The sequence below is a fragment of the Streptococcus devriesei DSM 19639 genome (genome assembly GCF_000423725.1).
Taxonomy (GTDB): Bacteria; Bacillota; Bacilli; order Lactobacillales; family Streptococcaceae; genus Streptococcus; species Streptococcus devriesei.
Genome location: NZ_AUIN01000013.1, coordinates 122,215 through 146,461, shown reverse-complemented (window position 1 = coordinate 146,461; position 24,247 = coordinate 122,215). Strand labels below are relative to the sequence as shown.

Annotated in this window: 25 protein-coding genes; 4 read left to right on the top strand and 21 right to left on the bottom strand. The window is 42.2% G+C overall.

The annotated features are described in order from the left end of the window. Positions 1–77 precede the first annotated feature (77 nt). The 19 genes from G573_RS0103400 to G573_RS0103305 all read right to left on the bottom strand — a co-directional run bounded on the left by G573_RS0103400 (position 78) and on the right by G573_RS0103305 (position 18,777). On the bottom strand, positions 78–350 hold the full coding sequence (locus G573_RS0103400; RefSeq protein ID WP_027975397.1) for a hypothetical protein: 273 nt from the start codon (positions 348–350) through the stop codon (positions 78–80). A 99-nt stretch (positions 351–449) separates the two neighbouring features. Further along, on the bottom strand, positions 450–1,550 hold the full coding sequence (locus G573_RS0103395) for a nucleotidyltransferase (protein ID WP_027975396.1): 1,101 nt from the start codon (positions 1,548–1,550) through the stop codon (positions 450–452). Between the two features lie 37 nt (positions 1,551–1,587). Then, a complete protein-coding gene (locus G573_RS0103390; protein ID WP_027975395.1) occupies positions 1,588–4,320 on the bottom strand; it encodes an AAA domain-containing protein in 2,733 nt (910 codons plus the stop codon). Positions 4,321–4,565: 245 nt separating this feature from the next. Beyond that, positions 4,566–5,249 carry a hypothetical protein gene (locus G573_RS0103385; protein ID WP_027975394.1) on the bottom strand — a complete coding sequence of 228 codons (684 nt, stop codon included), beginning with the start codon at positions 5,247–5,249 and terminating at the stop codon, positions 4,566–4,568. Between the two features lie 90 nt (positions 5,250–5,339). After that, positions 5,340–6,083, bottom strand: coding sequence for a class I SAM-dependent DNA methyltransferase (locus tag G573_RS0103380; protein WP_027975393.1), 744 nt, complete (start codon positions 6,081–6,083; stop codon positions 5,340–5,342). Between the two features lie 113 nt (positions 6,084–6,196). Next, positions 6,197–6,550, bottom strand: coding sequence for a ribosome silencing factor (gene rsfS / locus G573_RS0103375; RefSeq protein WP_027975392.1), 354 nt, complete (start codon positions 6,548–6,550; stop codon positions 6,197–6,199). Further along, positions 6,551–7,144 carry a bis(5'-nucleosyl)-tetraphosphatase (symmetrical) YqeK gene (yqeK, locus tag G573_RS0103370; protein ID WP_027975391.1) on the bottom strand — a complete coding sequence of 198 codons (594 nt, stop codon included), beginning with the start codon at positions 7,142–7,144 and terminating at the stop codon, positions 6,551–6,553. Beyond that, on the bottom strand, positions 7,141–7,773 hold the full coding sequence (locus tag G573_RS0103365) for a nicotinate-nucleotide adenylyltransferase (RefSeq protein ID WP_027975390.1): 633 nt from the start codon (positions 7,771–7,773) through the stop codon (positions 7,141–7,143). Before G573_RS0103365 ends, yqeK begins: the two co-directional genes overlap by 4 nt. Positions 7,774–7,800: 27 nt before the next feature. Continuing rightward, positions 7,801–8,112 carry a ribosome assembly RNA-binding protein YhbY gene (yhbY, locus tag G573_RS0103360; protein ID WP_027975389.1) on the bottom strand — a complete coding sequence of 104 codons (312 nt, stop codon included), beginning with the start codon at positions 8,110–8,112 and terminating at the stop codon, positions 7,801–7,803. Positions 8,113–8,129: 17 nt separating this feature from the next. Beyond that, positions 8,130–9,236 carry a ribosome biogenesis GTPase YqeH gene (gene yqeH / locus G573_RS0103355; RefSeq protein ID WP_027975388.1) on the bottom strand — a complete coding sequence of 369 codons (1,107 nt, stop codon included), beginning with the start codon at positions 9,234–9,236 and terminating at the stop codon, positions 8,130–8,132. Beyond that, positions 9,237–9,764, bottom strand: a complete 528-nt coding sequence (locus G573_RS0103350) for a YqeG family HAD IIIA-type phosphatase (RefSeq protein WP_027975387.1) — start codon at positions 9,762–9,764, stop codon at positions 9,237–9,239. It abuts the gene before it with no gap. A gap of 103 nt (positions 9,765–9,867) precedes the next feature. Beyond that, positions 9,868–10,506 carry a DUF4230 domain-containing protein gene (locus G573_RS0103345; RefSeq protein ID WP_027975386.1) on the bottom strand — a complete coding sequence of 213 codons (639 nt, stop codon included), beginning with the start codon at positions 10,504–10,506 and terminating at the stop codon, positions 9,868–9,870. 342 nt (positions 10,507–10,848) lie between these two features. Beyond that, positions 10,849–12,288, bottom strand: a complete 1,440-nt coding sequence (gatB, locus tag G573_RS0103335; RefSeq protein ID WP_027975385.1) for an Asp-tRNA(Asn)/Glu-tRNA(Gln) amidotransferase subunit GatB — start codon at positions 12,286–12,288, stop codon at positions 10,849–10,851. After that, the gene (gene gatA / locus G573_RS0103330; RefSeq protein ID WP_027975384.1) at positions 12,288–13,754 is read right to left on the bottom strand and encodes an Asp-tRNA(Asn)/Glu-tRNA(Gln) amidotransferase subunit GatA; all 1,467 of its coding nucleotides are present in this window, start codon (positions 13,752–13,754) and stop codon (positions 12,288–12,290) included. Before gatA ends, gatB begins: the two co-directional genes overlap by 1 nt. Beyond that, positions 13,754–14,056 (bottom strand): Asp-tRNA(Asn)/Glu-tRNA(Gln) amidotransferase subunit GatC, encoded by a 303-nt coding sequence (gatC, locus tag G573_RS0103325; protein ID WP_027975383.1) that lies wholly within the window; start codon positions 14,054–14,056, stop codon positions 13,754–13,756. Before gatC ends, gatA begins: the two co-directional genes overlap by 1 nt. Positions 14,057–14,113: 57 nt before the next feature. Then, complete coding sequence (aspS, locus tag G573_RS0103320; RefSeq protein ID WP_027975382.1) at positions 14,114–15,865, bottom strand: aspartate--tRNA ligase; 1,752 nt, start codon at positions 15,863–15,865, stop codon at positions 14,114–14,116. 252 nt (positions 15,866–16,117) lie between these two features. Beyond that, positions 16,118–16,669, bottom strand: coding sequence for a cysteine hydrolase family protein (locus G573_RS0103315; RefSeq protein WP_027975381.1), 552 nt, complete (start codon positions 16,667–16,669; stop codon positions 16,118–16,120). Then, positions 16,669–17,454: a GTP-sensing pleiotropic transcriptional regulator CodY gene (gene codY, locus G573_RS0103310; protein WP_027975380.1), complete on the bottom strand. Its 786-nt coding sequence runs from the start codon at positions 17,452–17,454 to the stop codon at positions 16,669–16,671. The genes G573_RS0103315 and codY overlap by 1 nt, the downstream gene beginning before the upstream one ends. Before the next feature lie 108 nt (positions 17,455–17,562). After that, a complete protein-coding gene (locus G573_RS0103305) occupies positions 17,563–18,777 on the bottom strand; it encodes a pyridoxal phosphate-dependent aminotransferase (RefSeq protein ID WP_027975379.1) in 1,215 nt (404 codons plus the stop codon). 214 nt (positions 18,778–18,991) lie between these two features. Here G573_RS0103305 and G573_RS0103295 point away from each other — a divergent pair, with 214 nt between their 5' ends. Together G573_RS0103295 and G573_RS0103290 are read left to right on the top strand one after the other, a co-directional pair. After that, positions 18,992–19,528, top strand: a complete 537-nt coding sequence (locus G573_RS0103295; protein WP_027975378.1) for a biotin transporter BioY — start codon at positions 18,992–18,994, stop codon at positions 19,526–19,528. Between the two features lie 99 nt (positions 19,529–19,627). Beyond that, on the top strand, positions 19,628–20,077 hold the full coding sequence (locus G573_RS0103290) for a universal stress protein (protein ID WP_027975377.1): 450 nt from the start codon (positions 19,628–19,630) through the stop codon (positions 20,075–20,077). A 175-nt stretch (positions 20,078–20,252) separates the two neighbouring features. Here the strand turns inward: G573_RS0103290 and G573_RS0103285 are convergent, their stop codons facing one another. Then, positions 20,253–21,635, bottom strand: coding sequence for a Cof-type HAD-IIB family hydrolase (locus G573_RS0103285; protein ID WP_037586731.1), 1,383 nt, complete (start codon positions 21,633–21,635; stop codon positions 20,253–20,255). A 72-nt stretch (positions 21,636–21,707) separates the two neighbouring features. On the opposite strand from G573_RS0103285, the gene G573_RS0103280 reads away from it, so the two are divergent. Together G573_RS0103280 and G573_RS11500 are read left to right on the top strand one after the other, a co-directional pair. Continuing rightward, positions 21,708–22,667: an asparaginase gene (locus G573_RS0103280; protein ID WP_027975375.1), complete on the top strand. Its 960-nt coding sequence runs from the start codon at positions 21,708–21,710 to the stop codon at positions 22,665–22,667. A 26-nt stretch (positions 22,668–22,693) separates the two neighbouring features. After that, the gene (locus G573_RS11500; protein ID WP_169364437.1) at positions 22,694–22,846 is read left to right on the top strand and encodes a hypothetical protein; all 153 of its coding nucleotides are present in this window, start codon (positions 22,694–22,696) and stop codon (positions 22,844–22,846) included. A gap of 176 nt (positions 22,847–23,022) precedes the next feature. Here the strand turns inward: G573_RS11500 and G573_RS0103270 are convergent, their stop codons facing one another. Next, a complete protein-coding gene (locus tag G573_RS0103270; protein ID WP_027975374.1) occupies positions 23,023–23,937 on the bottom strand; it encodes an aldo/keto reductase in 915 nt (304 codons plus the stop codon). Positions 23,938–24,247 lie beyond the last annotated feature (310 nt).

The following is a 24,247-nucleotide window of genomic DNA, read 5'->3' as shown; positions in this document are numbered from 1 at the left end:
ATCCATTATATCACAAAAGCCCATCGCAATTGGAGGCTTTAGATTATAACTATTAATTAAAAAATTGATAGGAGAACTCATACCAATAATTTCCAATCATTATCAATTGGATTCTCACCTAAATTCCAATCACCGTTCACTTTATCAAGGAGATATTCCACATGTTCATCTTTCACATTATAATAACTAATTTTTATCGTATCAAAATTTTCATTCAAGTCTTTCCTACTTAAAATAAACAATAAGTCAAATCTCCTTATTGTCTGGGGTTTTATTAAAAATGAATATATTCCATTATCACCATATTGAAAGACTTCTTCTGCATTAATACTAGACTGAGCCTGAATCATCTTTCTCAGAAACCTATCATTTTGGTATAGGGAAACCTCTAAATCTCTGATAATTTTATTTTTTTGTATTAGAACACAAAAAAATAAAGCACAGCATTTTTACTGAACTTCATTTTTGATTGTTATCGGCACCCGTCCCCATGTTTGTTCTGTGATTTTGTGATGGCCCAACTGATAGACCTGGTCGGCTTGCTGGGTCATGGAATCCCACGGTTCAGCGCCGATGCGAGAGATGATATCCACAGATTTCTTTACCATTTTGAGATGCTTGCGCCCTTTGTCAGTGAAGCCGAGGACATGGACAGCTTTGGGCAAGCCAGCTTCTCTGGCATTGACAAGGATATAGGTCAGGATGCGGCGCACGCGCGCCTTGGTGTAGCGCTTGGTAGCGACTTTTTCCACCAGTTCTTCTGCCGTCGCTGCGCTCCGAATAGCCGAGCTGATACGGCTTGCTAGTTCCTCATTGACTTGAAAGATTTGAGTTAAGTCCGGACTGGTCACAATCTGATATTTCAACAGATTAAAATAATTCCCCCAAGATACCTGCGGGGAACTTAAGATCAGGCCACTGCTGGGTGCAGATTTTTCCACAAATGATTTATCGGTGATATGCCTGCGAATAGCCGTTGCTGAGGCAATCTCGATTTTCTCATCGGAATGATAGCCTGCCCCGATGCGCCGGATAGGCTGCAGTCGGATATTCTTCCCTGCGCAAGCTTTAGCGTAAGCAAGCCCAAGAATGTGGTTAGGTGTTTCTCCTGAGAATTTAATCCCCGCAAAGGTTTCCCACATTTTCTGTGTTTTCTGTGGATAGGACAGGTCATCTGGCAGCGTTTGGACAAAAGCCTCCATCTGCTCTGCTTTTTCCCCATAAACATCAGATAAGCGCTGATAATCCAGCACTTCCTCCGTACCAAAGGCCAGAGTATCAACGCCCAGCCGGTGCAGAATAGCTACAGCACCTGCCGCAAAATAGTCAGCAGACTGCACGGAGACGAGAAAAGGCAGCTCCACCACAAGGTCGGCACCATGCGCAAGCGCCATCTGCGCCCGGGTCCATTTATCAATAATAGCGGGCTCACCGCGCTGCACAAAGTTGCCGCTCATAACCACAATCTTTAGCCCTTGCGCCTGCTCTAGCAGATATTTGTGCCCATTATGAAAAGGATTAAATTCGGCGATGATGCCAGTTATGGTCATAAGATCTCCTTAAAGATATGTATCGCTGAGGGTAGTGTTAAATAGAGTTTACAACACCTTCCGATAGGATAATTGTACTCGTTTGTTCATAATCAGACAGCGCTGATACTAACTGCTCTTTTTCATGACTACCATTTGTTGGTAGTCTCAAAAGAGGGATATGATACTTTTCTAAAATACTATTTTTCACAGTGTCACGCCTGATTTGATCTGGGTGATGATGGTATCGATAACCATCTACCTCAACGGCTAAAACCGGAACTCTGGTTATTTTGTTAAATATTAAAAAATCTAAGCTTGTTCGACTTTGATTAGCAAAAGTCTTCTCTGCATCTGTCAATAATGAAACATCTCTTATAAGGTGTTGTAAACGATATTGTGTCACAACTTCTAGATCAGTATAGGAAGATAAAACTTCTTTAATTAACTCATGCATTAAGTTTTCTGAATCATATTTAGAATGTCTTTGCTTATTTTTAAAATACAATTCTCGCCGTTTTTCATATTGTTTATAAAGGTAATCAAACACAGATCGAATCTGGCTATCCTTAATTTCACAATTTTGATAGGAAATATATCCCATTAAGTCACTTATATTTTTCTCGGGCTTCTGTTGGTTTCCAGAAGTGACCATAATTAGCTGTTCCTTTGCTCTAGAAACAGCAACGTTTAATAAATGTGCATCATCAGTAAAACGTGTTATTTGATTATCTACCGTTGAAACAATCATTGTATCATATTCACGACCTTGAAACTTATGTACAGTATCACTTATAAATGTTTCTACTTGCTCTTGTAATAAGTTAACTTGCTTACGATAAGGTGCAACAATTCCTGTCTTGTCTTCATTCAAGTGGTAATGCTGTATAACTTCTTGCTTGATGATATCAACTTCTCGCTGATTAGCATGGTTTCTTGCATGGTTCCCTTCCACAGACTTGTAAGCAAGCAGGACATCTTTTTCACCTTTATCTTCTGTCATAATATGCAATTGACCATTGTAAAATTTGTGGTTACAAAACTGAATAATTTTAGGATGACAGCGATAGTGCTCTCTTAATAAAGTTTGTGGTTCATCAGGAAATAACTCTGTCATCACCTCTAAGAAACTTTTTTTAAAACTATAAGATGGGCTTATCTTATTTTCTTTCCTAAGACGCTCTGCTTGTTTTCCAACTTTTTTTGTTACGATATTAGGTAGTTGTTTAAGATCTCCTACAACAACTACATTTTTAGCACAGGACAATGCTAGTGCACCAGTGGCTATATCTACTTGGGACGCCTCATCTATAATCAAATAGTCATATATGACAGACGTATTTAAACAATTTTTAGCTGAAAAAGTTGTACTCAAAACAATAGGATATTCTTTCAAAAAATCATTCGACGATTTTAGAGTATCTAAATCTTTATTTTTAAATGATTTCCGTTTACTATTTGGTATGAATCTTTGCGATAGTTTATATTTTAAAGTTGTTTTTGAATACGACTCCATTTTCATCAATTTATCATCGCCCGATAATCTTTGATATTGACGTTTTAGTTTAGATAATGTCTTCTTTAGTTCCGATATTCTAGATTCGTAAAAATCTTTTTGAATTGTTGTAGCCAACAATATAGGATCCTGCTCATAAAAAGTAAAATCTTTGATTCGATATTTAAACAAACTTTTCAGTTTAAATATGAAACCGACTTTTTTATGTTGTTCAAAAAGATTCTCACAATCCAACAACAGTTCTAAAACTCTCTTCGAAGGTAGATTCGATAAGTCTGTCTCCAAAATGTTTTGCTCTACTAGGTAGTCTTGAAAATGTTTGTACTCTGTCTCAATAAACGCTAATTCTGACTTAATATCAGCTTCTTGCTCCTTAATAGCAAAAACTTGAACTAGGTCATTCATACTTATATCTTTATTGGCATCACTAGAAAACTCCGGCAAGTAATCAGGAAAAATTGTAGATTGGTTATTTAGAAATAGGTCCTTATTTTTCCGACTTCCTAAAGTAGCTGTTAGAAAGTCTAAAGATATCTCTGGCTGAGCTAGTTTTTCTGAAATATTGGCAATAGCAGAATTATTATTTGAGACCACAAGGGCTGTCTGACCCCTATAAAGGATATTTGACAAGATATTCAAAATAGTCTGAGTTTTTCCTGTACCTGGAGGCCCTTGAATGAGACTAATTTGATTTTCCATTGCATGCTTTGTTGCTGTAAATTGGCTATTATTACAACCAAAAGGAAAAATTAGCTCCGTATCAGCTAATTGGGGATTTTCTTTTGAAGAGTTTGGTAATAAGAAGCGAGTCAACACGATCTTTTTTGATATGAAATCTACTTTATCATAATTCTTACTTAATAAAGAGTTGCCATCCTCATCCCGAAGATCATTTAAATCAGCGAGTTTTTTTAAATAAGAAAAAATACTATGCGATTGCTCGTTAAGAAAGATAGATTCTTCAACTTCTAAGTTATCAGAGTCTACAATACTATAGCTGCCGTTTTTAAAACAAATCATAATTTTAACTTCATTCGCACAAGAATACTTCTTAACTGATACAACATTTGTGTAAGGCCCTTGTCCTAATCTACGATATTGATAATTGTTTACAGGAAGTTCTTGTAAGTAGTGATAAATTTTTACATTTTCTTTTTTATATAAGCATTCTTTACCACTTTGAAATTGAACTCTAACCTTATTGGTCGGTTCTAATTGGTAGTTCACAACTTCGGCTGTTTTATTTTTTTGGTTTATAAAAATCAGTTCATCCATATGTTTCTTTCCATATTGCTACTCTGGAACGTTTAAAACTAGAATTTTTTCCTCGTCCTACTTTTCACACACAAAAAACAAGGCATGCTTGTTGCTGCTGGCTTCTTTTTTATCTTTTTCTATTACTTTATTATACCATAGGTCGGAACAATAGATGTTTTAACGGAACAATATTTTACGATTTACGGAACAACAAAAGGCTATCAAATAGCCAGCTTTTGTCACTATTGCCTTATGCTGTTTCTTTAGTTAATAAGCCAAGTCCCCGTTATCAAATAAGTGATCAAATCTGAACACAAAACAAAGGTCGCTAGAAAAACCAGGCCCGTTACCATATTTCTAACAAGCTGTCGATGTTTTGCTACAAGCTTATCAAACCATTTTGTAAATATTAGATGTTTATTAGTCAAAATGGTGAACGTCAGTAAAAAAAGAGGCAGCTGGCTTAAAACAACCCAGATAAGGTTGCTCATAAAAGCTAATACTAAACGTTGCCGTCCCGAAAGGGCTAAAACAGCAATGAAGGTGGGATCAATGAGAGCTGTCATAATCATAAAACCAATCATTCCCCAAAGCCCCTTTTTACCTCCCTTTGCTGCTTTATCTTGCGCAATCTTTTCGATAGCTCGTAGCCTCTTTAGCCCTAAAATAACAAGGAAGAAAATGATAAAAATGTAAATGACAACCCATAGACTATCAGGCAGCTTAAAAAGACTAGATAATAGCTTCTCTATGAAATAGCTCAATTTATTGCCAAAAACAGCAGATAAAACCGTTCCTAACAGACTGGTCCCCAGAAAGACACCTAGCGCATAAATGAGGGTTTTCTTCTTATCAAATCCCTTAGCCAAGCCGCCAAGCAACAGTAACATACCTACAGGGTCAATGCCGGCAAAGCCAAGTCCCACAATAATCAGTAAATTTGTCATATTCAACCTCAAAAAACGAAAATTATCTATATTATAGCAAAAAAGCCCACTCTCTTGAGTGGGTCTAAAGTCGTATTTAGGGGTTTTTTCCTATTTCTCACACACAAAAAACCACCGCTTACTGGTCTTCGTCGGCTCCTTATCCTCAAAGTCGGCATAGACGCTAACTTTTTTAAAGCCTGCCTGCTCCAGCAAAATGTCATAGGTTAAGAGTTCATAGGTGCGTTCTTCATGGACCTCATCGTAGCGCGTGAAATGCCCGTCTTCGTTCTGAATGAAAAAGGTCAGCTCGTGGACAACCGAATGCGGTGCCTCATCTTCATAAGTATCCCAGACCATGGCAAAGTCTTCGGCATTTTCATGGTAAGAATAGCCCGGAAAAACCTCATCCGTCTGATAAGTCGAGTGCACATCAAAAATGAAAATCCCGCCTTCATTGAGGTGATCATAAACCTCTTTAAAGGTATCACCAACCTCCACCTCGTCCTGCAAATAGCAGAGCGAATCCGAATAGCAGGTTACAAAATCAAAGTTGCCGATTGGGGATAAATCCAGCATATTGCCCTGCACAAAAGGAACATCCACGTGCGCTGCCTCGGCACGTTTGCCTGCCAAGTCCAGCATGCCCGCACTCAAATCCAGTCCGGTCACATCAAAACCGGCCTTCTTAAAGCAAATAGACTGAATGCCGGTCCCGCAGGCCAGCTCCAGGAGTTTCTTGTTTTCTTTATCTTTTGGCAAATGGCGAAGCGAAAAGTCGGTCCAGAGATCGTAGAGCGAGTCGTCCATGATAGCATCGTAAACCGATGCAAATTTTTCGTAATTTTTTTCCATAATATATGTCGTTTTTGATTGTTGCCTTAGGCAGTGGATGCGTCAGCTAATCTTCGATTGCTAATACTTGCCATTCAGTGGTCAAAAACCTTGCCGCTTGGCAAGGTTACCTTTTACGCTAAGTATTCTGACACGTCCACCAGCGGCGCTTCGTGCCAGAGTTTTTCAAGGTTGTAGTGAAGACGCTCTTCTCCTGAAAAGATATGAACAACCACATCATTGAGATCAAGCAGCACCCAGCCGCCTTTTGAGTCGCCTTCAATATGGCTGGCATTGCCTCCTGCGGCGATGACCTGCTCACGAATATTATCAGCAATAGCTTCCAGCTGACGGCTGTTGGTCGCGTGCATAATAACAAAATAATCTGTCAAGGTCGTCAGCCCTTGCAAATCTAATACGACAATATCTTCAGCCCGCTTTTCATCAGCAGCCTTGACGATGATTTCTAATAACTCTTTGTCCTTCATCTAATCCTCTCTTAAATAATCTACATAAGCATTATAAGTTTCCAGTGTTTGCGGATAAATCGGCACAGCCAGATGTGCTAAATGTTCAACTGTGTGTGCCGTTTCATAGGCCACCGCCTTATCCAGTGACTTTTCAGCAATTTCACGCGCCCTGTCTACACCCGGAAAATCGCGATTAGCCTCAATATAATCCGCCACATAGACAATCTTATCCAAAGTTGTCATGTGGCTGCTTCCGACCGTATGGATTTCGATAGCCCGCAAAATCTCCTTATCTGTCAATCCCAGATCTTCCTGAATCTTGTAAATGCCGACCATGCCGTGCCAGACTTCATTGCCCCAATTTTTAAGGTCAGGATTGAGGTCATACTTGTCAATTAAAGCAAGGAATTCCTCATCGGACAGCTCCTTGGCATAATCATGCAGGAGGCCTGCAAGCCCTGCTTTTTCAGCATCATAGTCATTGATTTCAGCCAAGTAGACGCTGGCTTTTTCAACACCTAGCATATGCTTCAGGCGTTTTTGGGACACCTGCGTTTGGAGCTTTTCCAACAGGCTCTCGCGCGTCAGACCGATATAAGTTTCATAGGTCATTGATACAGTCCTTCTTTCTCAATATAGTCCAGAACCGGCTTGGGCAATAGAAAATTGGGCTTTCGATTTTTGCGGATAAATTCTCTCAGCATGCTGGATGAAATATCCATCAATGGCACATCCACCCAAATCACCGGATAAGAAGTCCCGGCCTTATACTTAGGCCGCTGAACACCGACAAACTGCACCAGCTGCACTAACTCATCAATCTTATACCATTTAGGCAGATAGTCAACCATATCAGCACCGATGATGAAATAATAATCAACGTCCGGATTTTTTTCGGTCAGCAGTTTCATAGTATCGTAAGTATAGGAGACTCCTTTGCGTTCCAGCTCAATCGTTTCAATATCAAGCCCTTCAATACCTTCAATCGCCAGCTGCAGCATCTTTAGACGGTGCTTTTCATCAATGGTTTCTTTCTTATCAACATGAGGCGGTATAAACTCAGGCATTAAAAGCACCTGATCAAGTCCCAGCTGCTGCCTTACCTGATCAGCAACAACCAAATGGGCATTGTGGACAGGATTAAAATTGCCTCCCAAAATACCAACCTGTTTACGATTGCTTTCTTTTTTTTCTTCTTCCAATTCCACCTTGGTAAAAGGTGTCAACAGTTCTAAAGCCATCTTGCCTCCACTATCAAAATCAACTCTTTAGATTGTTTTAACTTTAGCTGAAATCTTCCGGTTTTCCTTGCGGCTGGATTCCTTATACAGGATCAAAATACGGCCGATTTTCAAAACTGTCTCAAGACCGATTTCCTCTTCCAAAATCTCTGCAACGTCATGGATATTCTCATCCGTATTCTGCAAAAGCGTCACCTTGATCAGCTCGCGTGCATCCAGAGCCTTTCGGATACTTGTTTTGATTTGATCGTTGAGACCGTTCTTGCCGATTTGGATAATCGGCTTAAGCGAATGGGCTTCACTCTTTAAAAAAGCTCTTTGTTTACTTGTTAATGCCATAATCTTCCTTTATGTTTTTATATTAATGCTTTTCGTGTCACTACAGCGACGCCCTGCGGTGCCCAAGCAGCAATCCTTGCTGGTCCTTTGACCCGAATCCATCCTAAGCCGGAAAAGACAACATCCGTCTTTTCTTTAAGGGTAAACTCATGTTTCACCAACTGCGGGAAATCTTCCAGTTCTTTCTTGTCCGGCGGTGTCAAAAGACCGCCAACATGCTTATCATAAAAAGCATCTGCCCCTCTTGATTTGGTCCGATGAAGCTGCAGATTATTGTCAAAATAAGCGGTAAAGCCCTGCTTCTCACCGGAAATAAAATCAAAGCGGCCCAGACCGCCTAAAAAGAGGGTCTGTTCAGGATTAAGCTGATAAGTCTTAGGCTTGATTTCCTTTTTAGGACTGATGTATTTGAGCGCCTTGCCCGACAGATAATGAGCCATCTGATGGCGGTGGATAATCCCCGGTGTATCAAAGATATAGCTGCCGTCATCCAGCGGAATTTCGATTTTATCCAGCGTCGTTCCCGGAAAACGCGAAGTGGTAATCACATCCTTGTTCCCGGTAATCTCCCTAATGATAGCGTTAATCAGCGTTGACTTGCCGACATTGGTAACGCCGACCACATAAACATCACGGCTCTTACGCAGCTCTTCAATACGCTCTATCAATTCCTTGATGGCATAATGATTTTGCGCACTGGTCAAGAGAACATCAACCGGACGAAGGCCTTCCTCATGAGCTCGCTCTTTCAGCCACTGTTTTACCTTAGCAGCCTTTACAGATTTAGGCAGAATGTCAGCTTTATTTCCAACCAAAAGAACATCGTTGCCGGAGACAAAGCGCGGCAGGCCGGGAATAACCGAGCCGTTGAAATCAAAAATATCAACCACATTAACAACAAGCGCATGGCTGTCGCCCACTTCGTGCAAAAGCTTCAAAAAAGCATCATCAGAGATATGCACATCGGTAATTTCATTGTAGTGACGCAGCCGAAAACAGCGCTGGCAATAGACTTCGTTTGTTTCCAATCCCTTTTCTAAAGCCGATTGAGGTGTGTAACCTGCTTGATCTTTTTCCTGCGTTTGAATTTGGGCTCCGCAGCCGATACAAAATAATGCTTCCACTTAGATTTCCTTTTTGTATACGAATTTACCGTATTTTTCTTCGATTTTTTTCCAAACCCGGCGCTCACGCGCACGATTAAACTTGGTATTCCAGGCATCGGATTCAACCAGAGGTTTCACTAAAATACTCCTAATCCCCGCTCGGTGTGCCGCACGAATATCCGTCATCAGCTGATCTCCGACCATGACCACTTCATCTTTTGAAAAGCCATAGCGGCTGACAGCCGCGTTAATCCCATGCGCAAAAGGCTTCATGGCCCGACTGACAAAGTCCACATGAAACCGCTCTACCGCACGTCTGACACGCGCATGACTGTTATTGGAAACTACGACCACCGGCATATCAGCCTCGGTCATACTGTCCAGCCACTCACGCAGCTCGGGTGTCCCGTCCGGGTGATTCCAGGCGATCAAGGTATTGTCAAGATCCACAAGAGCGGCCTTAATTCCGTGTTTTCGCAGGCTATCAGGGGTCAAATCGTAAACAGCTTCTACCACAAAATCGGGTCGATAATTTTCAATACTCACAGATTTCTCCAAATAAAATAGTACCCTTTATTTTAACATAAAATGAAGAATAAGGCGAGGATGAAAAAGCCCTGCTATCCTAACAACAGCAGGGTCTTATTCTTTAATTTTCGTAAATAAAAGTCAACTTAACATCAGGATAAGCAGATTTAAATAAAGTTTTATAATAATTTTCAGCAGACTTTTTTATCATATGGGAATATTGCTTCAAGTATTGTTTCTGATTTTTACTAGTCAGTGATGAAGTAACTGCTTTCCCTGTATCTACTTCTTTTGTAGAACCGCTTAATAATTCTCCGCTTTTATTATACAGTTTATAAGGCTGTTTACTATCTAGTTCTACACCAATAACTTCAAATTTAGGGATTTTAATCTCAAAACTATTTTCTTTTGTTTTAGTTACTGAAACAGCTTTTTTAATTCCTAATTTTGCTGCATAATTTAAAATAATCATTGCTTTCTTCTGCGAATAAGGAATTGTTATACCAAGTACTTTAGTCGCATTAGAAAGTGTATCTACTTTTTCAATACCAACATTTAGGAAAACTGTCTCGTTTGTTTCCTCAATATATTTCACCATTGAGTAGGATTGAGAACTATCAGCAAGTTTGATCTTGTTTTGATTAGCACTATACCGATAAAAAATTATTCCTCCTGCAGCTATCAATACAATGACCCACATATAAATTTTATAGCTAGCAATTTTCGTTACTGTCTTCCATACTTTCTTTAATAATTTCATTCTATTTTTATTCTCCTAATCCTTTAAAAACCAAACCCCGGCAATGCCAACAATCCCCGCCAAATAAGGATTTAAAAAAGCTAAAAAAATAACTACTACTACCAATACAGACCACAATACAAGCTTTTTCATATCTATACTCCAAGTTTAATTTATTTTTCCTTTGCCTTATCATTATAAAACATTGTCAGAAATTTTACAATACAATTAATTTATGTTACGTTTTTCATATTTTTCTCACACCATAAACTTGTCTAGTCATAAAATCCACAAAAGTCTTAGAAACAAAGAAAAAGCAAGCACTTTTTGCTTGCTCTTTGTAAAAACAAAATAACAATAACCTTAATCAACCAGCTTCGCCAATTCCTCATTGAGCAGCTTTTGTGCTATCTGCGGGTTGGCTTGGCCTTTGGTTGCTTTCATGATTTGGCCGACGAGGGACTTAGCCGCGTTTTTATTGCCGCCCTTGTAGTCATTGAGGGCCTTTTCATTGTTGGCAAAGACTTCTTGAATGATTGGCAGGAGCTGTGCCGGATCTGAAATCTGGACAAGACCGGCTGATTTGACATATTCTTCTGCTGAACCGCCATTTTTAGCTAAGTGCACAAAGACTTTTTTAGCAATTTTAGAAGAGATAGTGCCATCAGCTACCAGCTTAAGCATTTCTGTCAAGTTTTCAGGTGTTAGGCCGATTTGGTCGATGCTTTGGCCTTCTGCATTGAGATACTGCGCCACATCTCCCTGCAGCCAATTAGAGACAGATTTGGCATCTGCTCCTTTAGCTACTGCAGCTTCAAAGAAATCTGAAATAGCTTTTGAGCTGGTTAATTGGGCAGCGTCATAAGCCGACAAACCTAGGTCATTGACATATTTCGTACGGCGTTCTTTGGGAAAGGCCGGCAATTCCGTCCGAACCTTTTCAATCCACTCATCTTCAATTTCAAAGATTGGCAGATCAGGCTCTGGGAAATAGCGGTAGTCGGCTGACCCTTCCTTGACACGCATGAGCAGAGTTTCACCTGTTGTTTCATCATAACGGCGGGTTTCCTGCTGAATCTCACCGCCTGCACGCAGCACTTCTGCCTGACGTTTTTCTTCATAAGCCAAGCCGCGGCGCACAAAGTTGAAAGAGTTAAGGTTTTTCAGCTCTGTTTTAACGCCAAATTCTTCCTGACCGTAAGGACGGATAGAGATGTTGGCATCAACCCGCATAGACCCTTCTTCCATCTTGACATCGGAAATACCGGTATACTGGATAATTTCCTTGAGCGCTGTCAGATAAGCATAGGCTTCCTCCGGCGAGCGCATATCAGCTTCCGACACGATTTCAATCAGGGGAACGCCCTGGCGGTTGAGGTCAACATAGGAATAACCGTCTGCACCGTGGGTATTTTTCCCAGCATCTTCTTCCAAGTGGGCACGTTCAATGCGGATTTTCTTGGTGCTTCCGTCTTCTAATTCAATTTCAATCCAGCCGTTATAACCGATCGGTTCATCAAACTGAGAAATCTGATAGGCCTTGGGATTGTCCGGATAGAAATAATTTTTCCGGTCAAAATGCATCCTTTGATGGATATCCATATTGAGTGCCAAGGCTGCTTTGATCCCATAATCAATAACACCCTTATTCATAACAGGCAGAACACCCGGGAAAGACCAGTCGACAATATTGGTATTGGCATTTGGATCTTCTCCGAAATGAGCCGGTGCAGGTGAGAAAATTTTTGAATTTGTTTTTAACTCAACGTGGACTTCTAAGCCGATGATTGTTTCAAAATTCATTAGTTGTCACCTCCAAAAATAACGGGCTGCTGTTTGTGATAATCTGTTGTCGCTTCAAAGGCTGCTGCTGCTTGATAGATTTTAGCTTCATCAAACGGCTTGCCGATCAGCTGCATTCCCACAGGAAGCCCATCTGCCAGACCGGCTGGAATCGAGATTCCCGGAAGACCGGCCAAATTCACCGGAATGGTCAAAAGATCGGCTAAATACATCGCTACCGGATCGTGGTGCTGGGAATCTAAGTCATAGGCAACCGTCGGTGCTGTCGGACCTAAAATCAAATCGTAATCTGCAAAAATCTTTTTAAAGTCTTCCATGATCAGTGTCCGAACCTGACCGGCCTTTTTAAAGTAGGCATCGTAGTAGCCGGATGACAGGCTGAAGGTTCCAAGCATGATGCGGCGTTTGACTTCCTCACCAAAGCCTTCGCTGCGGGTATTGACATAGACATCATCCAGATTTTCATAGTCGCTGGTGCGATAACCATAACGAATACCGTCAAAACGCTGTAAGTTGGAAGATGCTTCTGACGATGCAATGATATAGTAAACCGCTACGCCGTATTTACTGTGTGGCAGACTGACTTCCTCAACAACAGCTCCCAAACTTTCAAGGTGCTTAGCTGCTTTTAAAATGGTTTCTTTAATCTTGTCATCAATACCCTCACCAATGTATTCTTTAGGCAGGGCAATCTTCATTCCTTTGATGTCCTTACCGATGAACTGAGTGAAATCAGGTACTGCTTCCTGAGAAGAGGTCGAATCTTTCTTGTCATGACCTGAGATGACATTGAGCAATTGGGCGTTTTCTTTAACGGTTTGCGAGAAAGGACCGATTTGATCTAAAGAAGAGCCAAAAGCAATTAAGCCAAAACGAGAGACACGGCCGTAAGTCGGTTTGAGCCCTACAACACCATTAAAAGCTGCAGGCTGGCGGATAGATCCGCCGGTATCAGAACCAAGAGATAGACGAACCTGACCGGAAGCTACTGCAGTAGCGGAACCACCGGATGAGCCACCGGCAACCTTGTCTTGATTCCAGGCATTTTTAGTCAGTTTAAAATAGGAATTTTCTGTTGAACCGCCCATGGCAAATTCATCCATATTGGTTTTACCGATAATGACCATGTCTTTAGCATAGAGCTTTTCAACAGAAGTCGCATCAAAAATAGGCTTGTAATTATAAAGCATTTTTGACGCAGCTGTTGTCAGGATGTTCTTTGTTGAAATATTGTCCTTGACAGCAAGAGGAATACCTGACATGACGTTGTCAGCATCAACACCTTTTTGGTCAAGTGCTGCCGCCTGTTCCAAGGCTTCTTCTTCAGTCACAGTGATAAAAGAGCCCACCTGATCTTCTCGCTCTTCAATATCTTTCAAAGTGGCTTTTGTTAACTCAAGCACTGAAATTTCTTTATTGACGAGAAGGCTGTGCAATTCATCAATTGTCTTATTATTAAAAGTCATTAGGCATCTCCTCCGTCATCAATAATGGCAGGTACTTTAATAAGGCCGTCTTCGTGTTCCGGAACATTTTTGAACAGTTCCTCACGGCTCCAGCCCAGTACAGAAACATCTTCACGCATGTAATTGATGTTATCAGCTACATTGGAAGTAAAGGGCACACCTTCTGTATCAACTTCATTTAGTAATTCGACCATGTCCACAATTTTGGTCAATGTTGTCGCAAATTCTGTCGTTTCGCTATCCGAGAATTTCAACTTGGACAAGTTGGCCACATGGCGAACTTCTGCTTCTGAAATCTTCATTATTTTCTCCTTAATAAAATATCACTAACTTTTTTATTTTACCATAAAACCAACAGCTTAGTCACGCAAATCAAGGCGTAAATCCGCCAATTGATGCTCTCCGACAAAGCTTGGGCTCTCAAGCATGGGATCCGCTCCCTGACCGTTTTTAGGAAAGGCGATGACTTCACGAATATTTTCTTCTCCTGCTAAAATCATAACCAAGCGATCAAGCCCCAAAGCTAACCCTCCATGAGGCGGGAAGCCATAGTCTAAAGCTTCAAGGAAGAAACCAAAATCGCGTTCATAGTCAGCCTTTTTCATGCCCAGCAGCTCAAACATAGCTTCCTGTACAGAACGTTCATGAATCCTAAGACTCCCCCCGCCGATTTCATAGCCGTTTAAAACAATGTCATAGGCACGGCTCATGATCTTTTCAGGATTTTCCTGCCAGTTGCTGCCCTCTTCAAAAGCTCCTTGGGTGAAAGGATGATGCATGGCCTGGTAGCGGCCCAAGTCTTCATTCCACTCCAGCAGCGGCCAGTCTGTCACCCAGAGAAAATTCAGCTGACGCTCATCAATCAGTTCTAGGTCTTTAGCCAGTTTCAGGCGCAAGGCACCGAGAGCTTCCTGCACGCGTTTTAAAGACCCTGTTGCAAAGAAAATTAGATCTCCGTCCTCAGCTCCAAACAAGTCCAGCAATTGAGCATTATGCTCTTTGAAAGTCGATTTGAGAGAGCCTGTAATTTGTCCATTTTCTACAGTCGCTGTCGCAAAGCCGGCAACGCCAAAATCCATAACTGACTGCTTAAGTGCAGCCATTTGCCGATTGGTAAAGGCTGAGGCTGCACCTTTGGCACAAATACCCAGAACAGCACCATTTGCCTTTTTCAGTCCCTTTTGCAAAAAGAGCGACGGGTTGCCTTTTGACAGTTCCGTTAAATCTTTAAGCTCCATGGCAAAACGGGTGTCAGGCTTGTCAGAACCAAAGCGGCGCATAGCTTCTGCATAGGAAATTGTCGGAAAATCATCAAGCATGTCAATGCCTCTGCTGGCTTTGACAACCGCTTTGAGCATGCCTTCTACCAGCTGCCGGACATCTTCTTCGCTGACAAAACTCATCTCCAAGTCAACCTGAGTAAATTCAGGCTGGCGATCCCCACGGAGATCCTCGTCACGAAAACAGCGGACAATCTGATAATAGCGCTCAAGCCCTGCTCCCATGAGGAGCTGCTTTAACATCTGCGGGCTCTGCGGCAGAGCATAAAACTGATTTTTGAAAACGCGCGACGGTACCAGAAAATCGCGGGCACCTTCCGGCGTTGATTTGGTCAGATAGGGCGTTTCCACATCGATAAAATCAGCCTGATCGAGATAATTGCGAATGGCCTTTGTCACTTGGTGGCGGAGTTTGAGATTGCTGGTCATCTTTTCCCGACGCAGATCAAGGTAGCGGTATTTCTGACGGATCTCCTCACCGGCATGGGCATGATTGTCCAGTTCAAAAGGCAGAGCCTTGCTGTCAGCAATGATATCAATCTTTTCTGCCCGCAGCTCAACCTGACCTGATTTAATGTGAGGATTAACAAAGCGCTCATCGCGGGCAACAACTTCACCGGTTACCGCCAGAATGCTTTCCTTATGCAAATCGTGGAGTTTTTCAAAATCAGCAATCGTACTGTCTGCAAACACCTGCAAAATGCCTTCACGGTCACGAAGTTCAATGAAAGCGAGCTTTCCGTGATTTCTGATATTTGCAACCCAGCCTTTAGCTGTCAATCGCTGTCCTACCTGTTCGACACCATAGTTTCCGATAAATAATTCTTTCATGATTCCCTCTTTTTGTAACTAAAAAAGCACCGCCTTCATCAAACAGACGAAGACCGCGGTGCCACTGTTATTTGTCATCAAAGTATTGATAACCTCTTGATTCGTAACGTGAATAAAACGCCTAAATTTTTAAGATAGGAGATTAAAGCATGTTCTTCGGATTCTTTTAGCTTGGCATCTTTCCCAGCAACGGATGCTCTCTGGACAAGCTTACAAGGCCTACTCTGCTTCTCTTCGTATTTAATTTTCTGATTATTCTATTATAGTTGCCCCGAGCACATTTTGCAAGTGGCTGAGAGCAAATTGATGATTTTCCTCGTTTAAAGAGGCCACAGCCGACTTTATAACCTCAATCTGATAGCCGAGATTATAGGCATCAATCGCTGTATGCAAAACACAGATATCTGTCAGAACCCCTGTCAAAACAACTGTATTAACACCCCGTTCGCGCAGCCGAATATCCAAATCTGTTCCTGAAAAAGCAGAATAGTGGCGCTTATCCAGCCAAAAGACCCGATTGTCCTTTTGATGATCTTGATAAAAATCAGCCAAGGGGCCGTACAAATGGCGGCCGCTCGTACCTTTGATATTGTGGGGCGGAAAAAGTTTCGTTTCCGGATGGAAAGTATCGCCTTCGTCATGCCCGTCAATAGCAAAGAAAATATAGTCGCCTTTGTCGTAAGCAGCCTGCGTCACCTGAGCAATTCTTTCTGAGATTGCCTGAGCCGGTGCACCTGCTGTCAGCTTACCGTCATCAGCTACAAAATCATAGGTGTAGTCAATTGAAATCAGTGCCTTTGTCATTAACTGTAGTCCTTCAGCTTATCAAAAATACCTTCATTAATTACTTTTAAGTAAGTTCCTTTCATACCCAGCGATCGGCTTTCAATGATACCGGCACTCTCAAGCTTCCGCAGAGCATTGACGATGACACTGCGTGTGATACCAATCCGATCGGCAATGACCGAAGCCGTCAGGCGGCCTTCATTGCCATCAAGTTCATTGAGAATAGCCGCAACAGCTTTCATTTCTGAATAAGACAAGGTATTAATCGCCATATTAATCGCCGTTTGCTTGCGAATAGTTTCTTCCAGATTTTCTGTCTGCAGGTTCAAGAGCTGAATCCCTACAACCGTAGAGGCAATTTCAATTAAGATCAAATCATCGTCATTGAACTCTTTGTCATTGCGCCAGATAATCAGAGAACCCAGACGCATACCGCCGCCGTAAATGGGAGCAATGGTCGTTAAACCATCCGGATAGATATCCTTGGATTCAACCGGGAAAATCGTCAGCTCATTTTCAACTGACAGATTAGCCTCTGTGTCATAGATACGGCTGGCCGCTTTGACATAGTCCTCAGGAAGTTTTTTTGCTTGGAAAAATTCTTCAACACGATCGGTATTGGTTTTATATTTCATCGCATAGCCGAGAATATTACCGCTCCCATCGATAATGCAGGTGTTGCAGTCAATAATTTCAGCCAACTGATCTGCAATCGTATCGTAGGGTAAATCACTTTGAAGACTCTCGGCTGACCGCTGCAAAATAGACGTAATACGCCGTGTTTTCGATAATAAATTAGCCATAAGTCACTCTTTCTTTGATAGTCAAAACTATTATAACAAAGGATTTTTTAGAATGCAAATAATTGTCAGAAAATTCCTTACTGTTTGACAACTTTTTTGAAAGCCCTTTTATTTTCGATACTGATTGAGAAAGCGTGTCATTTTTTCCTGAATTTCAGAAAGCTCTTCAACACGCGGCAAATAAACGATACGGAAGTGATCCGGTTCCATCCAGTTAAAGCCCCGGCCGTGAACAAGAAGCACTTTTTCCTGTTTGAGGAAATTAAGCACAAACTGCTCATCGTCATCAATGCGGTACATGCTGCGGTCAATCTTAGGGAAAATATAAAGTCCGGCCTGCGGCTTAACGGCAGTAATTCCGGGGATTTCATTCATGGCCTTGTAAATGAAATTGCGCTGTTCGTAAATACGGCCTCCCGGCAGCAGAAGCTTATCAATAGACTGCACACCGCCCAAGGACGTTTGAATAACCTGCTGAGCTAAAACATTGGAACAAAGACGCATATTTGAAAGCATATTGAGGCCTTCAATATAGTCTTTGACATGCTTTTTCGGCCCGGACAGCACCATCCAGCCGACACGGAAACCAGCAATACGATGCGATTTTGACAAGCCATTCATTGACACACAGAACAAATCCGGCGCTAGGCTGGCGATAGCCACATGCTCACCGCCGTCCATTACCAGACGGTCATAAATCTCATCCGCAAAGATAATCAAATCATTTTGTCTGGCGATTTCAACAATATCCAGCAAAACATCTTTAGAATAGAGGGCGCCCGTAGGATTATTAGGATTGATGATAACGATAGCTTTCGTATTGGAAGTGATTTTTGACTTGATATCATCAATATCCGGGTACCAATCAGAACTTTCATCACAGACATAATGAACGGCATGGCCGCCTGCAAGACTGACAGATGCTGTCCAGAGCGGATAGTCGGGCATCGGGATTAGGACTTCGTCTCCGTCATCCAAAAGTCCCTGCATAGACATGGTAATCATCTCAGAGACCCCATTGCCGATATAAATATCATCAACGTCAACATCAGGAATATTTTTCAGCTGGCAGTACTGCATGATGGCCTTACGAGCCGGGAAAATACCTTTTGAGTCCGAATAGCCTTCACTCTCACGCGCATTCATAATTAAATCACGGATAACCTCATCCGGAGCAGTCAGACCAAAAGCGGCCGGATTGCCGGTGTTCAGCCGCAAAATCTTCTCACCGTTAGCAATCATGCGATTGGCTTCTTCCAAGACCGGACCGCGAATATCATAGGCAACATGTTCAAGTTTGATGGACTTGTTAAATTCTCTCATCGTTTCACCTCATTGGTTACATTGGTGTCATTATTGTAGCGCATTTTGGTTAAAATCGCAATCAGGCCCCTAGGGGCCTGTAGACATTTTGACCTCATCTGTTGACCAGGCAGCCGGTGTTTTTAAAGCTCTTCTTGCTTTTGCCAAAAAAATATGTCATAATACAGTTACCCTCAAAAATATTTTAGGTTAACTGAAAGGAGATCCTATCACTATGAAAACAAAAACAGTTGCTTTAATCGCCGTCATGATCGCTATTATCATTGCGCTTGGTTTTATTCCCGGCATTCCTCTGGGCTTTATTCCTGTTCCCATTATCTTACAGAATATGGGCATTATGCTGGCAGGAGCTCTCTTAGGCTCTAAACGGGGATTTTTATGCGTCTTCATCTTTCTTGTCATGGTCGCATTGGGGCTGCCTGTCTTATCCGGCGGATCCGGCAATATTGCTGCTTTCATGGGACCTACAGCAGGCTATTTGTTTTCCTATCCCTTTGCAGCTTATCTGGTGGGACTGGTCACCGAAAAATTTGACAAGGCTAACGCCTTCTTAGAATTCTTCTTGATTTGGCTGGCGGGAGCTGTATTTATAGATGTCATGGGAGCTGTCGGCCTGACCATTCAGTCTCATATGCCGCTGCATCAGGCATTATTAGCCAATCTCGTTTTTATCCCCGGCGACACCATAAAAGTACTGATTGTGACCCTCATCCACAGAAGATTTAAAAACTCATCCTTCCTTCAGGCATAGCTGCTCATAAAGCCCTTCGGCGACTGCTTAGATATATTTTACTTTTTTTCAGAAAAGGGTTACAATATAAGTAAAAGAGATGAGACGGAGGTTTAGCTTATGTCTACTTACAAAAATATCATGGTTGCTATTGACGGTTCCTATGAGTCCGAACTGGCTTTTGAAAAAGGAGTCAGTGTTGCTCTTAGAAATAATGCCAATCTGCTCTTGACCCATGTCGTTGACACGCGGGCACTCCAAAGCGTTGCAACCTTTGATGCTTACATCTATGAAAAGCTGGAACAAGAAGCTCACAGCGTCTTAGATGACTATGAAAAGCAAGCCCGCGAAAGAGGATTGGAAAATGTCAGACAGATTATTGAATTCGGTAATCCAAAACCTCTGTTAGCCACCGAAATTCCTGAGCGTGAAAAAGTTGACCTTATTATGCTTGGAGCAACCGGTCTCAACGCTTTCGAACGCCTTCTCATCGGTTCTTCATCAGAATATATTCTCCGCCATGCTAAGGTAGATCTGCTGGTCGTCCGTGACCCTGAAAAAACATTATAAGTAAAACAAATTAATAAAAAATGAACAGGCTGATATCTGATACAAAATCACGGTCAGCTTGTTCATTTTTTATTATTCTTATTCTTCAGCAGCTCATTATTTGCTAAAATGGCAGCTTAAAACCGCAAATGCAAAGACAGTTTCGTTTTTTATTCCTGCTAGTGAGTTTTGGTTCTTAGGACTTGCGCAGAGACTTTTGAATTTGGCGATCCAACTCCCTTTTAATGGCCGGTTCGGGAGCAAAGCGCTCTTCCCAGTCGTCCGGCTTTAAAATTTTATGGGTTTCAGGATCAAAATGTGCTTTGCCGTCCGGGAAAATTTTTCCAATATTGGCTTCGTGCACAGTGTCAAAAAAAGGCTTAGGATCCACTCCCATCAAAACAAAGGAGCCGTAGGTAAAGTAAAGCAGGTCTGTCAAAGCATCCACCTGCCCGACCAGCGGTGTTTCCGGATGCGGCTTGGCTAAGACCTTATCAGCCGCCTTGTCAACAGCTTGGTGGAGCCGCCGGACAGCCTGGGCAAACGCTTCTTGGTCGCCATTGCTGGCAGCGTATAAAAATTCGACCAGCTCTTCTGCTTTGAAATCTGAGCGATGTCCGCCCTCAATAATATCATAAACTCTTGGCGTTTCGCAGGTTTCTCCGTCCATCAGCTGATGGAAATCCTTGACCTTATTGAAATTATCGTCACTGCTTGAAAATACTTTGGCTGTTTTATGATGAATCAGGCCAAAATGTGACAGGGCTTTTGAAATCCCGTCATCATTGTTGCTGGCAGTTGTATAGCTGGCAATTTTTTTAATCTGCTCACTGGCATTGCCCATAGCTACGCCCAGACCAACACCAGACAGCATTTCGATGTCATTGTCCGAATCGCCGAAAGCCATAACCTCAGACATTTCAATGTCAAATTCTCTGGCAACGCGGGCAATCCCCTTGATTTTAGACATTCCCTTAGAAATCAAGTCAGCCGAGTAGGGGCTGCTGCGGGTAATGGTCAAATGCGGAAATTTTTCAGCAATAACCTTGCTTTGTTCCTTGGTTGCCACTAAAACGATCTGAAAAATCGGCTGGCGCATGATGGTCATTAAGCTAGCCAGATTCTGAGGTTTCACCCGACGAATAATATGCTTAAAACTTCTGGTTACTGTTCTGGTCCACCCTTTAGGAATAATCCGGCTGACCCATTGGCCAAAGCGGCTGGTTCCCATATTGATGATATTTGACCCCACAAGCCCGGAACTCGTCCCCAGAGAAATCTCACGGCGCTGTTCACTGGCATATTTAATAACACGGTAAACAGTTGATTTGGGCAGCTGATTCTGGTATAAAACACGGTCGCGTGTAAAAATATACTGACCGTTATAGGTAATGGCAAAATCCAGACCCAAATTTTCCATAAAAGGTGCAACAAAAGCAGGCCCTCTGCCGGTCGCCACACCAACAAGGATGCCTTGTTTTTTCATATTTTTAATTGCCTGCTGGGTAGATTTCTGAACATGCTTGCGATCATTGAGCAAAGTGCCGTCAATATCGAAAAAAACTGCTCTGATTGCCACGGTATCACCTTTTATTTCCTTTAAATTATGTTAAAATATAGTATAACACAATTTGAAAGAATTTTAAAAACGATGAAAAAAATACTTGTTTTGCATACAGGCGGAACCATTTCCATGCATACCGATGAAAGCGGCAAGATTGTCCCGGATAAGGAAAATCCTATGAAAAACGTCGGTTTTACGCTGGATGATATCCAGATTGAATCAATTGATTTTTTCAACTTGCCCAGTCCTCATATCAAGGTTGAACACATGCTGCTGTTAGCACAAAAAATTCGTGAAACAGCCGGTTCCTATGATGGTGTTGTCATTACACACGGAACAGATACTTTAGAAGAGACTGCTTATTTTCTTGATACCATGCTGCTGCCTGCTATTCCCATTGTCTTGACCGGTGCCATGCGGTCTTCCAACGAGCTGGGCAGCGATGGTATCTATAATTATCTGTCTGCCCTGCGGGTTGCCAGTCATGATAAGGCAGCCGACAAAGGGGTTCTCGTGGTTATGAACGATGAAATCCATGCCGCTAAGTATGTCACCAAGACCCATACAACCAATGTTTCAACCTTTCAGACACCGACACACGGCCCTCTTGGAATTATCATGAAAGACGATATTCTCTTTTTCAAAACAGCTGAACCGCGGGTTCGTTTCCGCTTGGAAACCTTGGAAGGAACCGTTCCTATTATCAAGGCCTATGCCGGTATGGGAAATTGGTTTTTAAGCAGTTTGCAGCCGGACACTATTGACGGCTTAGTCGTTGAAGCGCTCGGGGCCGGCAATCTGCCGCCTGAGGCAGCGCAAAGCATTGTGACCTTAATCAGCCAAGGTATTCCTGTAGCCTTGGTCTCTCGCTGCTTTAACGGCATCGCAGAACCTGTCTATGCCTATGAAGGCGGCGGCGTTAAGCTCCAAGAAGCCGGAGTGATGTTTGTCAAAGAATTAAACAGCCAGAAGGCTCGTCTCAAACTTCTGATTGCTCTCAATGCCGGACTTAAAGGTCAAGAACTCAAGGAATATATTGAAGGATAATAAGGATAATAAATTTGGAGGAACTCATGAAACTAAAGATTACTGCATCAGATAAGCCTAAACAAAAAGATTTCAGCTACTCACTGGAAATCTCAGACAAACAAATCTTAACGACTGTGCTCGCTGTCTGCGGAACAATTTTGCTGGGCACCTTTATCAAAGGCTGTCTTAAAAAGTAAAGCAGCCATGCATATTTATAAAAATAATAAAGCATAAATCCCTTTAAGCTGAATCCTAGCATTTCGGCTTAAAGGGATTTTTTATAGATTCATATTATAACCGCCGACAGCTTCTGCTCTTCTGGATTTTTAACAATCCTTCAGGGTACAGGCTCCCTTGGCTAAAATTCTTGCCCTTAAGGCAGACTGTTGCCGGCGCTGAGGTAGATATCATACCATTCCGGACGGGTTAGATTTACCTCATGGGCAGCAGCAATTTTTGCAATACGCTTAGGATTCATAGAGCCAATAACAGCCTGCATTTTAGCCGGATGGCGCAGTATCCAGGCAATGACGATTGCTTCGGCAGAAACGCCGTATTGCTGAGCATATTTGGCAATCGTCAGATTGAGATCCTGATAGTCAGGACTTTCTGAAAACAAACCGCTGGCCAGATCGATTTGGAAAGGAGACCATGCCTGAATTGTAATCTGATGCAGACGGCAGTAATCAACCGTTCCGCTGTCACGGTCAATCGCTGCGCTGTTTTTCATATTGACATTCAGACCTGCATCAAAGAGCGGCGTATGAGCAGGGGACAGCTGCAGCTGATTGACAGCCAAGGGCTCGTCTAAATAAGCAGCCAGCAGTTCCATTTGGTAGCGGTTTTGATTGCTGACACCAAAATGCTTGACCTTGCCAGCCTTTTTCAGCTGGGTAAAAGCTTCTGCTACATCGTCCGGTTCCATGAGAACATCCGGCCGGTGCAGCAGCAGGAAATCCAGATAATCCGTATTTAAACGCTGTAAAATCCCATCTACAGAAGTTAAAATATGTTCCTTGGAAAAATCAAAATAACCTTTTTGAATACCGCATTTTGACTGCAAAATCAGCTGTTCCCGCTCAAGGCCCAAGTTTTTAGCAGCTGCTGCAAAACGTTTTTCAGATTCGCCGCCGCCATAAATATCAGCATGGTCAAAAAAGTTTATGCCCTGTTCAAGAGCCGCACCAATAACATGCTCGGCATCCTTTACTTCCAGCGCTGCCATACGCATGCAGCCCAGAGCAATACGTGAGCCAACCACATTTGTCTGTCCAATCTTTTGTAACATAGCCTGTCTCCTTTTTTCATTTGTCTTTATTATAGCATTTTATGTAAGCGTTTGCTCACAAAGATAAGAGAGTGGGACAAAAATCGGTAAATCGTAATGTCATTACGATTTCGATTTTGTCGTCCCACCTCCAATCAGCAGTGGTTCATTGGTGCTAAAGCACCTAATGAACTGTGCAGGGGTAAGACTAAGTCGGCTAAATCGACAAGTCTTACTCCCAACCACTGCGTCAAACTGCTATATCTTAAATAGTTAAAGGAGGAAAGACTTTTGTCCCAGCCCCATGGCAAAGCCTGAAAGTTTTACTCAC

Bases quoted from the DNA above. Each gene is read 5' to 3' on its own strand.
- G573_RS0103400 (WP_027975397.1), bottom strand. From the start codon at position 350: ATGATTCAGGCTCAGTCTAGTATTAATGCAGAAGAAGTCTTTCAATAT.
- G573_RS0103395 (WP_027975396.1), bottom strand. From the start codon at position 1,550: ATGACCATAACTGGCATCATCGCCGAATTTAATCCTTTTCATAATGGG.
- G573_RS0103390 (WP_027975395.1), bottom strand. From the start codon at position 4,320: ATGGATGAACTGATTTTTATAAACCAAAAAAATAAAACAGCCGAAGTT.
- G573_RS0103385 (WP_027975394.1), bottom strand. From the start codon at position 5,249: ATGACAAATTTACTGATTATTGTGGGACTTGGCTTTGCCGGCATTGAC.
- G573_RS0103380 (WP_027975393.1), bottom strand. From the start codon at position 6,083: ATGGAAAAAAATTACGAAAAATTTGCATCGGTTTACGATGCTATCATG.
- rsfS (WP_027975392.1), bottom strand. From the start codon at position 6,550: ATGAAGGACAAAGAGTTATTAGAAATCATCGTCAAGGCTGCTGATGAA.
- yqeK (WP_027975391.1), bottom strand. From the start codon at position 7,144: ATGACCTATGAAACTTATATCGGTCTGACGCGCGAGAGCCTGTTGGAA.
- G573_RS0103365 (WP_027975390.1), bottom strand. From the start codon at position 7,773: ATGGCTTTAGAACTGTTGACACCTTTTACCAAGGTGGAATTGGAAGAA.
- yhbY (WP_027975389.1), bottom strand. From the start codon at position 8,112: ATGGCATTAACAAGTAAACAAAGAGCTTTTTTAAAGAGTGAAGCCCAT.
- G573_RS0103345 (WP_027975386.1), bottom strand. From the start codon at position 10,506: ATGAAATTATTAAAGAAAGTATGGAAGACAGTAACGAAAATTGCTAGC.
- gatB (WP_027975385.1), bottom strand. From the start codon at position 12,288: ATGAATTTTGAAACAATCATCGGCTTAGAAGTCCACGTTGAGTTAAAA.
- gatA (WP_027975384.1), bottom strand. From the start codon at position 13,754: ATGACTTTTAATAATAAGACAATTGATGAATTGCACAGCCTTCTCGTC.
- gatC (WP_027975383.1), bottom strand. From the start codon at position 14,056: ATGAAGATTTCAGAAGCAGAAGTTCGCCATGTGGCCAACTTGTCCAAG.
- aspS (WP_027975382.1), bottom strand. From the start codon at position 15,865: ATGAAAGAATTATTTATCGGAAACTATGGTGTCGAACAGGTAGGACAG.
- G573_RS0103315 (WP_027975381.1), bottom strand. From the start codon at position 16,669: ATGACAAAGGCACTGATTTCAATTGACTACACCTATGATTTTGTAGCT.
- codY (WP_027975380.1), bottom strand. From the start codon at position 17,454: ATGGCTAATTTATTATCGAAAACACGGCGTATTACGTCTATTTTGCAG.
- G573_RS0103305 (WP_027975379.1), bottom strand. From the start codon at position 18,777: ATGAGAGAATTTAACAAGTCCATCAAACTTGAACATGTTGCCTATGAT.
- G573_RS0103295 (WP_027975378.1), top strand. From the start codon at position 18,992: ATGAAAACAAAAACAGTTGCTTTAATCGCCGTCATGATCGCTATTATC.
- G573_RS0103290 (WP_027975377.1), top strand. From the start codon at position 19,628: ATGTCTACTTACAAAAATATCATGGTTGCTATTGACGGTTCCTATGAG.
- G573_RS0103280 (WP_027975375.1), top strand. From the start codon at position 21,708: ATGAAAAAAATACTTGTTTTGCATACAGGCGGAACCATTTCCATGCAT.
- G573_RS11500 (WP_169364437.1), top strand. From the start codon at position 22,694: ATGAAACTAAAGATTACTGCATCAGATAAGCCTAAACAAAAAGATTTC.
- G573_RS0103270 (WP_027975374.1), bottom strand. From the start codon at position 23,937: ATGTTACAAAAGATTGGACAGACAAATGTGGTTGGCTCACGTATTGCT.